The organism is Rhodovulum imhoffii (assembly GCF_003046545.1).
GTDB lineage: Bacteria > Pseudomonadota > Alphaproteobacteria > Rhodobacterales > Rhodobacteraceae > Rhodovulum > Rhodovulum imhoffii.
Genome location: NZ_QAAA01000012.1, coordinates 38,961 through 52,223 on the forward strand (window position 1 = coordinate 38,961; position 13,263 = coordinate 52,223).

Genomic DNA, 13,263 nt, shown 5'->3' on the forward strand with positions numbered 1-13,263 from the left:
GATCAACTCACTGCCCGTCTCATCGCGTCACATGGGTGTGATGGCATAAGTCTTTCAGGGAAGACGCGTCTGGGCAAGCCAGATCAGCACTGTTCCCAGCGCCACCGCCCCCAGCCCGATCATCCTGCGCATTTCGGGCGGCAGGCGGCGCAACGTCTCGACGATGTCGTCGAGGCGCGAAGGGGCCAGCGCAAAAACCAGCCCCTCCAGAACAAGCACAAGGCCAAGGCCAAGAAGGAGAAAATTCATTCCCCTCTTTCACCCTTGATGTAATCGAAGAACTCGCTGTCCGGCGTGATCACCAGCGACGAGTTTCCACTCCGCAGGGAGGTCTCATAAGCCTGCAAAGATCGATAAAAGGCAAAGAACTCCTTATCCGCGCCATAGGCCTCGGCAAAGATGCCGTTGCGCCGGGCATCGGCCTCGCCGCGAATGACCTGCGCCTCGCGTTCGGCTTCGGAAACAAGTTCCACCACCGTGCGGTCTGCCAGGGCGCGCACCCGCTGGGCGGCCTCATTCCCGCGTGCAATCTCGTCTGCGGCTTCGCGCTCCCGCTCGGCCCGCATCCGGGCAAAGGTCGCCTCGAGGTTCTGGGCCGGCAGGTTGGTCTGTTTCAGGCGCACGTCCACCACATCCAGCCCAAGGCTGCGGGCGCTGGCGCGGGCCTGGTCGCGGATACGGGTCATCAGTTCACGCCGGTCCTCCGACAGGATCGTATCCGACGTCACCTGATCCGCGCCCAGGACTTCGCGGATCTGGGCGTTGAGAATAGAGGACAACCGGTCCTCCGCCAGCCGCAGCCCGCCGACCCCCACGGCCTGACGGAACTGCACCACATCGGCGATGCGATAACGGGCGAAAGCGTCCACGACGAGGCGACGGTCATCCGACGGCGTCACCTCGATCACGTCGGTATCGAGTGACAGGATCCGGTCATCGTATTTCACCACCTGCTGGATAACCGGGACCTTGAAGGCCAGGCCGGGTTCTTCCTTCACCGCCTTGATCTGCCCGAACTGTAGCACAAGCGCCTTTTCCCGCTCATCCACCACGAAGATGGAAGACAGAAACGCAATCAGCGCGACGAACAGGACAGGCAGCAGAACCACAAGTTTTTTCATCGCTCAGTTCCCTTCCTGCGTACGGCGCAACTCGTTCAGCGGCAGGTAGGGCACAACGCCCGATCCGCCCTCTCCACCGATGATGGCCTCGTCGAGGATGGTCTTGTCCACCTCCCTCATGACTTTTTCCATGGTTTCGATATAAAGCCGCTTCCGGGTCACTTCGGGGGCCTTGCGGTATTCTTCCAGCACCGAGGAGAAACGGCTTGCCTCCCCCAGCGCATCGTTGACGACGCGGGCGCGGTAGCCCTCGGACTCTTCGACGATCTGGGCGGCCTTGCCGCGCGCCTCCGCCACGACACGGTTGGAGTAGGCATCGGCCTGACGCTGCAGGCGGTCCCGCTCCTGTTCGGCGGCCTGCACCTCGCGGAAACTGTCAATCACTTCCTGCGGCGGGTCGGCCTTGTCGAGGTTGACGCGCACGATGTTGATACCGCTGTCATATTCGTCCAGCGTGGCCTGGATGTTGGCCTTTGCGGTATCCGCGATCACGCCCCGGTCACGGTTCAGGATCGGCGCGAGGTTGGTCGCGGCGATGATTTCACGCATTACCGATTCCGAAACCGCCTGAACGGTCAGTTGCGGGTCACGGATGTTGAACAGAAGCTTCGCCGGATCGTTGATGTTCCAGACGACCTGGAAATCGATATCCACAATATTGGCATCCGTCGTCAGCATCAGACCGGTGTCCTGCCCCCCACGGCGCACGCCGATATCCTCGGTCCGTTCGGAGGTGACATTGACCACCGCCGCAGTAACCACCGGCCAGGGGGCAAAGTTCAGGCCCGGGTTCCCGGTATCGTAGTACTTGCCAAGGAAAAGCTCTACCGACTGCTCTTCCGGCTTTACGGTGTAAAAGGACATGAAGACCCACAACGCCGCCACCGCGAAAACGCCCAGCGCCACCGCGCCCCGTCCGATCCTGGGCGGACCGCCGCGCCCGCCGCGCCCGCCCATCAGCACGCGCAGCTGTTCCTGCCCGCGCTTCATCAGCTCATCAATTTCAGGGATCTGGGGGGGTTCGTTCCCCCCCGGGCCGCGCCCGCCACCGCGATTGCCACCCTGGTTGGAACCGCCACCCCACGGCCCGCCGTTGTTACCTGACATCTGGGTTACCACCTCTCCGTTATCTGTGCCTGCCGGGTTCCCCTTCCGAATTGGGGGCCACCGGCGGGAAATCAAGCCGAGCGAACAGGCGCCTTCAGGGTCACGAGTTCCTCAGCCATGGTCGGATGCACCGCAACAGTGCGGTCGAAATCTTCCTTGGTCGCCCCCATCTTGACGGCCACGCCCGCCAGCTGGATCATCTCACCCGCATGGTCGGCCACGATATGACAGCCCAGCACCCGACGTGTTTGTGCACAAACGACCAACTTCATCAGCACCCGGCTGCTGCGCCCCGCAAAGCCCGACTGCATCGGACGAAACGCCGTGGAATAGATTTCGACGGGGCCCTGCTCCCGGGCGTCTTCCTCGGTCAGGCCAACGGTCCCAAGTTCCGGCTGGGTAAAGACAGCGCCGGCCACAAGATCATGATCCGGCATGGTCGGGGTGCCCTTGAAGACCGTTTCCACGAAAGCCGCACCCTCACGGATGGCAACCGGGGTCAGGTTCAAACGGTCGGTCACATCCCCCACCGCGTAAATCGACGGCACCGCTGTCTGGGAATAGCCGTCCACCTCCACCGCGCCGTTTCCTGCAAGCTTCACGCCAAGATCTTCCAGCCCCAGCCCCGCGCTGTTGGGCCGCCGGCCGGTAGCGTACAGCACCTGGTCATACACGGCATCATGGCCATCGGAGGATTTCACCCACAACCCCTGGGGCACCTTGTCGATTTTCAGGACATCGGTGCCACAGCGCACATCCACGCCCTGGTCGCGCATGGCTTCGGCGATATGGCCGCGCGCTTCGTCATCGAATCCCCGCAGGATCTGCGCGCCACGGTAATACTGGGTGACCTGCACCCCCAGCCCGTTGAGGATACAGGCAAATTCACAGGCGATATAGCCACCGCCCACAATCAGGATACGCTTGGGGAGTTCATCCAGTCTGAAAATATCGTTCGAAGTCAGACAATATTCGGCGCCGTCCACCTCCGGAACGAAAGGCTGCCCGCCAGTCGCCAGCAGGATGTGCCGGGCCGTTTTCACGGTGCCGTCGGCAAGGCGCACGGTATGGGCGTCTTCCAGGACGGCGCGGCTGTGATAAACGTCCACCCCGGCCTTCAGCAGATTGGTGCGGTAGATATTCTCCAGCCGGTTGAGTTCCGCATCCAGCCGGGCCCGGAACCCCGGCCAGTCGAACGCGCCGGCCTGCACCTCCCACCCATAAGCACGGGCATCCTCCAGCGCACCGCGATAGCCTGAGGCGAAGACCATCAGTTTCTTCGGCACGCAACCGCGAATGACACAGGTGCCACCCATACGGTATTCCTCGGCCAGGCCCACATGGGCCCCCGCCTCACTGGCGGCCAGGCGGGCGGCACGTACGCCCCCGGAGCCCCCTCCGATAACAAACAGGTCGAAATCAAAGTCCATACGGTCCTCTCAGAGGTCGGCAATCAGGCTCTCGGCGTCGGCAAGATCGATCCGTCCGGTTTCCTCCTTGCCCGCGCGTCCGATCAGCCTGACCGTCCCATCCGCGTGACCGACCACGACGGTGTCACAGATATCCATGAACAGCCCGTTTTCAACCACACCGGCGATCTGGTTGAGGTGCAGCGCCAGATCGCGCGGCGCGCCGATGCGGCCCAGATGCAGATCCAGCACGTAGTTGCCCTCATCGGTACGGAAAGGGGTATCCCCTGCCATGCGAAGGGTGGCCGTCCGACCGTCGACATCCATCCCTGCCAGCAAACGCTGTACGAGTTTCTGCGTGGCCTGCCAGCCGAAGGGGATAACCTCCACCGGCAGCGGAAAAGCGCCAAGCCGGGCGACATCCTTGGCCGGGTCCGCGATGACGATCATCCGGTCCGAAGCGGTCGCGACGATCTTTTCCTGCAAATGGGCCCCGCCACCGCCCTTGATCAGGGTCAGATCGCGGTCAAATTCATCCGCACCGTCGATCGTCAGATCCAGCCAGCCGGCGTCCTCCAGCGTGACGACGGCGATCCCGACCTTCCGGGCCAGTTCCGCCGTGCGTGTCGAGGTCGGAACGCCGGCAATCTTCAACCCCTCCTCCCGCACGCGGCGGCCCAGGCAACGCACCATCCACGCTGCGGTCGACCCCGTTCCCAAACCCACGCGCATGCCGTCCTCGACAAAGTCGACGGCTCGGCGCGAAGCCACGAATTTCGGTTTGTCAGCATCGGAAAGCGGGATCATGGCAAGGTCTCCTTGGCGGTTTGGCCCCGTTATAGGCAAGTTCCGCAGTACCTGCGAGGGTCAATCGCCCCAATTCCGGCGCATCGCCCCGACGACCTTGTGCATCAACGCCATGAGGTGCGCCCGCTCCGCGTCGCTCAACGACGCAAGGGCGGTCTCATTCTGATCCTGCGCGGCCCGGATCGCGGCGGCTTGCAGGGCGCGGGCCTTGTCTGTCAGGCAGATCCGGCGGGCGCGACGATCATGATCATGGGCACGGCGGACAATCAGGCCGTCACGCTCCATGCGGCGCAGGGTGTTGGACATGGTCGCCTGCTCCACATCCAGGCGGGTGACAAGATCGTGCTGGGTCAGCCCGTCTTCCTGCCAGAGTTCCAGCAGCACCATGAACTGCGCCGGCGCCAGCCCCAGCGGCGCGATACGCCGCGCCAGTCCATGGGCGAAAAGCCGGGCCATATGGTTGGCCACGAATCCGGCGGAGTGCTCTTTCGAAAATGTCATGCCACGTCCTAGCACTTGCATAGCATACTATTCAACTGCATTATGCATAGCATGCTATCTGATTCGCAGGAGATTTCGATGACCCCAAAAACCCATGCCGCCGCCGGCGCCCTCGCGCTTGGCCTGATCGCCCTCTTCTGGGTATCCAGCTTCATATCCGAGATGCTCGGCGGGCAAGAGCGTATCACCGCCGTCAAATCGGCTATCCTTTACGGCCTGGTGCTGCTGGTACCCGCCATGGCCTGGGTCGGCGCCAGCGGCTTCCGGCTGGCCGGCGCGCACCGTGGCCCGGTGATTGCGCGCAAGACCGCCCGCATGCGTCTTATTGGGGCGAACGGGCTGCTGGTTCTGGTCCCCTGTGCCATCGTCCTGGCCCAACGCGCCACAGCCGGGCAGATCGACGGCACCTTCTACGCGATCCAGTTGGTCGAATTTCTCTCAGGGGCGGTCAACATCACCCTCTTGTCGCGCAACATGCGCGACGGGTTGGCCATGCGGGCCGCCCACACCTGAGCGATGCTGTAAAAGCCGCACGTTCCGTCGCTTTCGGCCTTGCCGAAGGCGGCGGTTCGGGCAATCTGACGGAAGGGAGCACATATGTACCTTTCCGTTTTCGACATCTTCAAAGTGGGCGTCGGCCCGTCTTCCTCACATACGATGGGGCCAATGGTGGCCGCTGCGCGCTTTCTTGACATGCTGCGCCAATCGCCCTTCCAACCGGAGGGGTTGCGCGCCTCACTACACGGGTCGCTGGCCTTCACGGGGGTCGGACACGCCTCCGACCGCGCGACGATCCTTGGCCTTGCCGGATTCCGTCCAGACACGTACGACGCCGGGGCGGCAGAGGCGGCACTGGCACGGATCAGAACCGAAAAACACGTGTCGCCCGAAAACCTGCCGCCCCTGCGCTTCGACCCGCAAACGGACCTTGAATTCGACTTTGGCCCGCCCCTGCCCGGTCATGCGAATGGCATGATCCTGCGCGCCACCGACGCACAGGGCGACGTTCTGTTACAGGAAACCTTCTATTCCATCGGCGGCGGGTTCATCCGGACCGAGGCCGAACTGGCGCAGGACGAGCCCCCCGATTCCGGCCGCCCGGTCCCCTACCCGTTCGGGACCGCCGCACAGATGCTGGAAATGGCTGGGCACAGCGGCAAAAGCATTGCCGCGATGAAGCGCGCGAACGAACTGGCCCGCATGCCGCGCACCGCGCTGGAGGAAGGGCTCGACCGCCTCTGGCGCACGATGGAGGCCTGCATCACCCGCGGCCTGACGGTGGACGGCACCCTGCCCGGCGGTCTGAACGTCCGCCGCCGCGCCCATGGCATCCATACCGCCCTGCTGGCCGAGCGCGGCATGAACCTCAGCGCACCCCATACCATCAACGACTGGATCAGCGTTTACGCCATGGCGGTAAACGAAGAAAACGCCGCCGGAGGGCAGGTCGTCACCGCCCCCACCAACGGTGCGGCGGGGGTGGTGCCCGCAACGTTGCGCTACTGGCTGGATCACGTACCCGGCGCGACCCCCGCAAAGATCGGGGATTTCCTGCTGACCGCCGCCGCCATCGGCGGGCTGATCAAGCGCAACGCCTCGATCTCGGGCGCCGAATGCGGGTGCCAGGCAGAGGTCGGCAGCGCGTCGGCCATGGCGGCGGCGGGGTTGGCCGCGGTTCTGGGCGGAACCCCACAGCAAGTTGAGAACGCAGCGGAAATTGCGCTTGAACACCATCTGGGCATGACCTGCGACCCGGTGAAAGGCCTTGTTCAGGTCCCCTGCATTGAGCGTAACGGCCTGGGCGCGATCAAGGCCGTCTCCGCCGCGTCCCTGTCCCTGCGCGGGGACGGGCGGCATTTCGTGCCGCTCGACGCCTGCATCGAAACCATGCGCCAGACCGGCACCGACATGAGCGAGAAATACAAGGAGACCGCGCTGGGCGGTCTGGCGGTGAACGTCCCCAATTGCTAAGGCCGAGACATGCCCCAGGACAGAATTCTCCTCGGTGTCGCCCTCATGCTGGGCTTCGCCGTGACCGCCCCCATCATGGACAGTTTTGCCAAGCTGGCCTCGGACACGATTCCGGTCGGGCAGATCGTGGCGGCCCGGTTCGTGTTGCAGGTCGTCGTGCTTTTGCCCCTGGCCTGGGCCGCGGGGGAACTCTTCCGTCCCGGCCTGCGCGACACGGGGCTGCACCTGTTGCGGGCACTGGCACTCCTGGTGGCGACAACCGCTTTCTTCGCCGCGCTGAAAACGCTGCCGCTGGCCGAGGCCATCGCCATTTTCTTTGTCGAGCCCTTCATCCTGACTTTGCTGAGCGCGGTTTTGCTGGGCGAAACCGTCGGCTGGCGGCGGGTACTGGCCTGTATGGCAGGGTTTTCCGGCGCGCTTCTGGTGATCCGGCCCAGCTTTGCCGCCTTTGGCACTGCGGCACTGTTGCCGCTGTGCACGGCGTTCTGCTTTGCCTGCTACATGGTCCTGACCCGGCGGATTGCCCGCCGCGTCCCGCCCGTGGCGCTTCAGGGCTGGACGGCGCTGGCGGCCTGTATGCTGGTGCTGCCGCTGCTGGTGCTGTTTCAGGGGTCCGGCGTCGCCGGGCTGGACCCGGTGACGCCCGCCGGGCGCGACTGGGGCTTGCTTCTGGGCGTCGGGGTGGCGGCCACGGTCTCGCACCTGTTCCTGAGCGCAGCACTTCGCTTTGCCCCGGCCAGCACCATCGCACCGCTGCAATACATGGAAATCGTGACCGCCACGATCCTGGGCTATGTCCTGTTCGGGGACCTTTTCGACGCCCAGGCGCTTTTGGGCGTCGCGATCATCACGGGCTCCGGGCTTTATGTCTTCCTGCGGGAACGCAAGCTCAGCCGTGCGCCGGTTCCGCCGCCATAAGCCCCGCAACCGCCGCCGCCAGCGCCGCCCGCGGCAGGATCACCAGCATCGCAGCGGCGGTGACAACCATCTCCACCCTCGGCGCAACGGTGATATTGGACGTCCCCACGCGCCCATCGGGCGCAAAAACCAACCCGTCAATGGGCCAGCGCAACCCGGTGCTGTTCCCGCTCGCCGGCGCAAGCGGGAACAGAGAGAGCCGGGTCCCCTCCGGCAAGTCCAGACCAAGACGCGGCGGGCAAAGAAAACAGATGTCCCGCTCCCCCAGCAAAACGATACGTTTCGCGGGGAAACGAGCCAGCGCGTTCAGCGCCGCCATCTGGTGATCCAGCCGCGCCCCCAGAACACCCAGCCCAAGGATCAGCGGGGCAGAGACCGAGCGCAGGCATTTTTCGAAATCGGTGCTGTCCTGCTCCGCAATCGGACAAAGCCGGTCGGGCGGGATGGCGGCCCGAGTAGCCTCGGAGATCGAATCGAAGTCCCCGATCACCTTTCGCGGGATGAGCCCCTGGGCAAGCGCCGTATCCGCCCCGCCATCGGCCGCAACCAGTTCCGGCGCCAGCCGAAGCGCCTCGGACAGATCGCCGGGGGCAACCGCGCCCCCCCCGAGAATGGTGATGTTGCGCCGGGACTGCATCACGGCTCAGTCATCCTCCGGCGGTGCATCCGGGTCGGCCCGGCCGACCCCCTTGAAGACGAACTTGAACGGCAGCGCCCAGGCGATACCCAGCACCACATAGACCGCAAGCTCCACAAGAAACGACGGACGATCCAGCCAGTTGAATACCGTCACGGCGGCAACGATGTAAGCCGGCAACCCGACAAGCAGGATGACAAGCGACCAGCGGCGGCGGGCTTTGTAATCAAGAGGCATCAGTCTGCGAACGGGTCGGTGACAAGGATGGTGTCTTCGCGCTCGGGCGAGGTGGACAACAGCGCGACCGGGCACTGGATCAACTCCTCGACCCGGCGGACATACTTGACGGCCGCGGCGGGCAGGTCGGCCCAGCTGCGCGCCCCGGCGGTGGAATCGCTCCAGCCCTCCAGTTCTTCATAAACCGGGGTGACGCGGGCCTGCTGGTCGGCGGCGGTGGGCAGATAATCAAGAACCTCCCCGTCCAGGTCGTAGCCGGTACAGATTTTCAGTGTGGCGAACCCGTCCAGCACATCCAGCTTGGTCAGCGCGATCCCGGAAACGCCGGAAATCGCGCAGGTCTGACGCACGAGAACGGCATCGAACCAGCCGCAGCGGCGCTGCCGCCCGGTGACGGTCCCGAATTCATGGCCGCGCTCACCCAGGCGCTTGCCGTTCTCGTCGTTCAGTTCGGTCGGGAACGGGCCTTCGCCCACGCGCGTGGTGTAAGCCTTGACGATCCCCAGCACGAAATCCACCGCGTTCGGCCCAAGACCGCTGCCGGTGGCCGCCATCCCCGCCGTGGTGTTCGACGACGTCACGAACGGATAGGTCCCGAAATCGATATCCAGCAATGCGCCCTGCGCGCCTTCGAACAGGATGCGCTTGCCCGCGCGACGGTCTTCGTTCAGCACCTTCCAGACCGGGGCGGCAAACGGCAGAATTTTGGGCGCGATCTCCCGCAGCGCGGCCAGCAGCGCGGCACGATCCACCTCCGGCAAGCCCAGGCCACGGCGCAGCGCATCATGGTGGACCAGCAGGCGATCCACACGGCGCTCCAACGTTTCGTCATCGGCCAGATCGGCCACGCGCACGACACGGCGGCCCACCTTGTCTTCGTAGGCGGGGCCGATGCCACGTCCGGTGGTGCCGATCCGCGCGACGTCGATCGCTGCCTCGCGGGCACGGTCAAGCTCCCCGTGCAAGGGTAAAATCAGGGGGGCATTCTCCGCAATCATCAGGTTTTCGGGCGTGATCTCAACGCCCTGCGCGGCAAGCTTGTCGATCTCAGCGATCAGTGCCCAAGGGTCCAGTACCACACCATTGCCGATCACCGAGCGCTTGCCCTTGCGCACGATTCCAGAGGGCAGAAGCGAAAGCTTGAACACCTCCCCGTCGATCACCAGCGTATGGCCGGCATTGTGGCCGCCCTGAAAACGCGCGATCACATCGGCCCGTTCGGACAGCCAGTCGACGATCTTGCCTTTTCCTTCGTCACCCCACTGGGCGCCCACCACGACGACATTGGCCATGACATTTCCTTGTTCCGATTTGCAAACCCGCGCCGGTATAGCCCCCTGCGACGATGAGGCAAACTACTTTTCGTCGCGCCCCCCCCCGACCCGCGCTAATGTCGGGGCGGAAACGCGCCAATTAACTGGAGACTGCCAATGTTGGGCTTCTTCCTGCGGTGGGTTTTTGCATTCGTGCTTCTGGCCGTGACCTATAACCCCACCCAGTACAACTTCGTGACCTGGGCCATGGGCGCCTGGGAGGGACAGCTTCCCTTCGTCGTGCTGGGCAGCCTTCTGCTGCTCGTGTGCTACGTGATCTATCTGCGGGCGACGCTGCGCTCGATCGGGATTCCGGGAATGCTCCTGATTCTGGCCATCATGACCACAGTCGCCTGGGTCCTGATCGACCGGGGCGTGCTGGTGATGGAACTTTCCAGTCTCAACACCTGGCTGATCCTTGCCGGCCTGTCACTGGTGCTGGGGATCGGCCTGAGCTGGAGCATCATCCGGCGCCGGCTTTCCGGACAGGCCGATGTGGACGACGTCGACGAGTGAGGGGTTGCGGGCCCGCCGCTTAGGCCCTAGATAGGCGCCCAAGCAAGACGGGGCCGCAATGGAAAACGTCATACTCATCGTCCACCTGATCCTTGCACTATGCCTTATCGGCGTAGTGCTGTTGCAGCGTTCCGAAGGGGGCGGCCTTGGCATGGGCGGAGGGGGCGGCGTCATGTCCGGACGCGCCGCCGCAACGGCCCTGGGAAAGGTGACATGGCTGTTCGCCATCGCCTTTATCGGAACGTCGTTGACGCTGACCGTCATCGCCGCGGAGAACGCCGCCGGCAGTTCGGTAATCGACCGCCTGGGAGGCTCCCCGCCCGTCAGCGAGACCTCGCAAGAGGCCCCCTTGCCGGACGCGCAGGACCTGCTGCCACCGCCGCCGGTTGACGCACCGCTGACGCCGCCGCGGGCGGAGTGAAGTCTATCACTACCATTTGTTAGGGGCGGCGCGGCCGCCCCCATTATATTGCGGTCTGGTTGCAGCCCGGGGCCGAATCCTGTATAGGTTAAACCCCGTGATGCGGCGGCGCTGGCCGTGCGAATCGAGCAGCCGAAATACAGAAAGTCACGGGGGATTCCAGGTCATGGCGCGTTACATCTTTATCACGGGCGGGGTTGTCTCTTCGCTGGGAAAAGGGCTGGCCTCCGCTGCGCTCGGGGCGCTGCTTCAGGCGCGCGGCTTCACCGTCCGTCTGCGCAAGCTGGACCCTTACCTCAACGTCGATCCCGGCACCATGAGTCCCTTCGAGCATGGCGAGGTCTTTGTCACTGACGACGGGGCCGAGACGGATCTCGACCTGGGCCATTACGAGCGTTTCACCGGCGTTGCGGCGCGGCGGACGGATTCCGTTTCATCCGGGCGCATCTATTCCAACGTACTGGAGAAAGAGCGCCGGGGGGACTACCTTGGCAAGACGATCCAGGTGATCCCCCACGTCACGAATGAAATCAAGGACTTCCTTTCCATCGGCGACGATGAGGTCGATTTCATGCTTTGTGAAATCGGCGGAACCGTGGGCGATATCGAAGGGCTGCCCTTCTTCGAGGCGATTCGCCAGTTCAGCCAGGATCATCCCCGCGGCCAGTGCATCTTCATGCACCTGACCTTGTTGCCCTACATTGCCGCCTCGGGGGAACTGAAGACCAAGCCCACCCAGCATTCGGTGAAGGAATTGCGCTCCATCGGCATCGCACCGGACATCCTTGTCTGTCGTTCCGAGGGTCCGATTCCCCAGAAAGAGCGGGACAAGCTGGCGCTTTTCTGCAATGTCCGGCCCGATGCGGTGATCGCGGCGCAGGATCTGTCTTCGATCTACGAGGCGCCGCTGGCCTATCACCGCGAGGGGCTGGACCAGGCCGTTCTGGACGCATTCGGCATTCAGCCCGCACCAAAGCCGGATCTGACCAAGTGGGAAGACGTCAGCGACCGGATCTTCAACACCGACGGCGAAGTCAGGGTGGCAATCGTGGGCAAGTACACCCAGTTGGAAGACGCCTACAAATCCATCGCCGAGGCCCTGACCCACGGCGGTATGGCCAATCGGGTGAAGGTACGCGCCGAGTGGATCGACGCCGAGATTTTCGACAGCGCGGACCCGGCGCCCAGCCTTTCCGGCTTTCACGCCATTCTGGTGCCCGGCGGGTTCGGTGAACGTGGCACCGAAGGGAAGATCAAGGCTGCCCAATATGCGCGCGAACACAAGATTCCCTACCTTGGCATCTGCCTTGGCATGCAGATGGCGGTGATCGAGGCCGCCCGAAACGTCGCCGACCTGTCCGACGCGGGCTCGGAAGAATTCGACCACGAAGCCGGGCAGAAACGGTTCACCCCCGTGGTCTACCACCTCAAGGAGTGGATTCAGGGGGCCCACAAGGTCGAACGCAGAGTCGAGGACGACAAGGGCGGCACAATGCGGCTTGGGGCCTATGTCGCGCACCTGAAGGAAGGATCGAAAGTGGCGCAGATCTACGCCACGACCCGCATAGAGGAGCGCCATCGCCACCGCTACGAGGTGGACATCAAGTACCGGGACAAGCTGGAAGGGAAGGGGCTGATCTTCTCGGGGCTTTCGCCGGACGGCCGGCTGCCCGAAATCGTGGAGTGGAAAGACCATCCATGGTTCATCGGCGTTCAGTTCCACCCGGAGCTGAAATCCAAGCCATTCGATCCGCATCCCCTGTTTCGCGACTTTGTGCGCGCGGCGCTGGAAACATCGCGGCTTGTGTAAAAGAGTGGCAGACAGCCCAAAGCAGGATATATCTGAGGCATGTTCGGAGATTTCCTGACCCGGTTGCTGGCCCCTGACCCCCGGGCCCTGTCCGATGGCGATGCGCGGCTGGCTCTTGGTGCGCTTCTGGTCCGGATCGCGCGCGCAGATGGAGACTATGCCAGGGAGGAGGCCGAGCGGATCGAGCGCATCCTTGCCAGGCGTCATGCCCTGACGCCGCAAGGGGCGCGAACCCTGCGTGAACAGGCCGAGGCGCTGGAGGCCGAAGCCCCGGACACCGTGCGCTTTACCCGCGCCATCAAGGAGGCGGTGGCCTACGAGGACCGGATCGCGGTGATCGAGGCGCTGTGGGACGTGGTCCTGGCCGACGGCATCCGCGACAGTGAGGAAAACGCGCTGTTGCGCCTGACCGCCAATCTTCTGGGGGTGAATGACCGTGACAGCGCCCTTGCACGCCAGAGGGTCGAGGCGGGGCGCAACGGGTAATATGCCTAA

General features: G+C 64.1%; 16 protein-coding genes. 7 read left to right on the forward strand and 9 right to left on the reverse strand.

What is annotated here, in order from left to right; all coding sequences use genetic code 11:
- Window positions 1-54 precede the first annotated feature (54 nt).
- The 6 genes from C8N32_RS10405 to C8N32_RS10430 form a co-directional block, all read right to left on the reverse strand.
- Window positions 55-249: a DUF2065 family protein gene (locus tag C8N32_RS10405; RefSeq protein ID WP_107892927.1), complete on the reverse strand. Its 195-nt coding sequence runs from the start codon at window positions 247-249 to the stop codon at window positions 55-57.
- Window positions 246-1,121: a protease modulator HflC gene (gene hflC / locus C8N32_RS10410; protein WP_107892928.1), complete on the reverse strand. Its 876-nt coding sequence runs from the start codon at window positions 1,119-1,121 to the stop codon at window positions 246-248. Before hflC ends, C8N32_RS10405 begins: the two co-directional genes overlap by 4 nt.
- Window positions 1,122-1,124: 3 nt before the next feature.
- Complete coding sequence (gene hflK, locus C8N32_RS10415) at window positions 1,125-2,228, reverse strand: FtsH protease activity modulator HflK (protein WP_107892929.1); 1,104 nt, start codon at window positions 2,226-2,228, stop codon at window positions 1,125-1,127.
- Window positions 2,229-2,299: 71 nt separating this feature from the next.
- Window positions 2,300-3,658, reverse strand: coding sequence for a glutathione-disulfide reductase (gene gor, locus C8N32_RS10420; RefSeq protein WP_107892930.1), 1,359 nt, complete (start codon window positions 3,656-3,658; stop codon window positions 2,300-2,302).
- A gap of 9 nt (window positions 3,659-3,667) precedes the next feature.
- Window positions 3,668-4,444 (reverse strand): ribose-5-phosphate isomerase RpiA, encoded by a 777-nt coding sequence (gene rpiA / locus C8N32_RS10425; protein ID WP_107892931.1) that lies wholly within the window; start codon window positions 4,442-4,444, stop codon window positions 3,668-3,670.
- 60 nt (window positions 4,445-4,504) lie between these two features.
- Window positions 4,505-4,945 carry a MarR family winged helix-turn-helix transcriptional regulator gene (locus C8N32_RS10430; RefSeq protein WP_107892932.1) on the reverse strand — a complete coding sequence of 147 codons (441 nt, stop codon included), beginning with the start codon at window positions 4,943-4,945 and terminating at the stop codon, window positions 4,505-4,507.
- Between the two features lie 78 nt (window positions 4,946-5,023).
- On the opposite strand from C8N32_RS10430, the gene C8N32_RS10435 reads away from it, so the two are divergent.
- The 3 genes from C8N32_RS10435 (at window position 5,024) to C8N32_RS10445 (ending at window position 7,834) form a co-directional block, all read left to right on the forward strand.
- Window positions 5,024-5,458, forward strand: a complete 435-nt coding sequence (locus C8N32_RS10435; protein ID WP_107892933.1) for a hypothetical protein — start codon at window positions 5,024-5,026, stop codon at window positions 5,456-5,458.
- Between the two features lie 84 nt (window positions 5,459-5,542).
- Window positions 5,543-6,916 carry an L-serine ammonia-lyase gene (locus tag C8N32_RS10440; protein WP_107892934.1) on the forward strand — a complete coding sequence of 458 codons (1,374 nt, stop codon included), beginning with the start codon at window positions 5,543-5,545 and terminating at the stop codon, window positions 6,914-6,916.
- A 9-nt stretch (window positions 6,917-6,925) separates the two neighbouring features.
- Complete coding sequence (locus C8N32_RS10445; protein WP_107892935.1) at window positions 6,926-7,834, forward strand: DMT family transporter; 909 nt, start codon at window positions 6,926-6,928, stop codon at window positions 7,832-7,834.
- Here the strand turns inward: C8N32_RS10445 and C8N32_RS10450 are convergent.
- The 3 genes from C8N32_RS10450 to C8N32_RS10460 are packed head-to-tail and all read right to left on the reverse strand — an operon-like array spanning window position 7,806 to window position 10,000.
- The gene (locus tag C8N32_RS10450) at window positions 7,806-8,471 is read right to left on the reverse strand and encodes a thiamine diphosphokinase (protein ID WP_107892936.1); all 666 of its coding nucleotides are present in this window, start codon (window positions 8,469-8,471) and stop codon (window positions 7,806-7,808) included. The genes C8N32_RS10445 and C8N32_RS10450 overlap by 29 nt on opposite strands.
- Before the next feature lie 6 nt (window positions 8,472-8,477).
- Window positions 8,478-8,708, reverse strand: coding sequence for a DUF2842 domain-containing protein (locus C8N32_RS10455; protein ID WP_107892937.1), 231 nt, complete (start codon window positions 8,706-8,708; stop codon window positions 8,478-8,480).
- A complete protein-coding gene (locus C8N32_RS10460) occupies window positions 8,708-10,000 on the reverse strand; it encodes an adenylosuccinate synthase (RefSeq protein ID WP_107892938.1) in 1,293 nt (430 codons plus the stop codon). Before C8N32_RS10460 ends, C8N32_RS10455 begins: the two co-directional genes overlap by 1 nt.
- Window positions 10,001-10,138: 138 nt before the next feature.
- Here C8N32_RS10460 and C8N32_RS10465 point away from each other — a divergent pair, with 138 nt between their 5' ends.
- The 4 genes from C8N32_RS10465 to C8N32_RS10480 all read left to right on the forward strand — a co-directional run bounded on the left by C8N32_RS10465 (window position 10,139) and on the right by C8N32_RS10480 (window position 13,254).
- Window positions 10,139-10,537: a DUF6524 family protein gene (locus C8N32_RS10465; RefSeq protein ID WP_338110833.1), complete on the forward strand. Its 399-nt coding sequence runs from the start codon at window positions 10,139-10,141 to the stop codon at window positions 10,535-10,537.
- Between the two features lie 58 nt (window positions 10,538-10,595).
- The gene (gene secG, locus C8N32_RS10470) at window positions 10,596-10,958 is read left to right on the forward strand and encodes a preprotein translocase subunit SecG (RefSeq protein ID WP_107892939.1); all 363 of its coding nucleotides are present in this window, start codon (window positions 10,596-10,598) and stop codon (window positions 10,956-10,958) included.
- Window positions 10,959-11,124: 166 nt separating this feature from the next.
- A complete protein-coding gene (locus tag C8N32_RS10475; RefSeq protein WP_107892940.1) occupies window positions 11,125-12,768 on the forward strand; it encodes a CTP synthase in 1,644 nt (547 codons plus the stop codon).
- Window positions 12,769-12,807: 39 nt separating this feature from the next.
- Complete coding sequence (locus C8N32_RS10480) at window positions 12,808-13,254, forward strand: tellurite resistance TerB family protein (protein WP_107892941.1); 447 nt, start codon at window positions 12,808-12,810, stop codon at window positions 13,252-13,254.
- Window positions 13,255-13,263 lie beyond the last annotated feature (9 nt).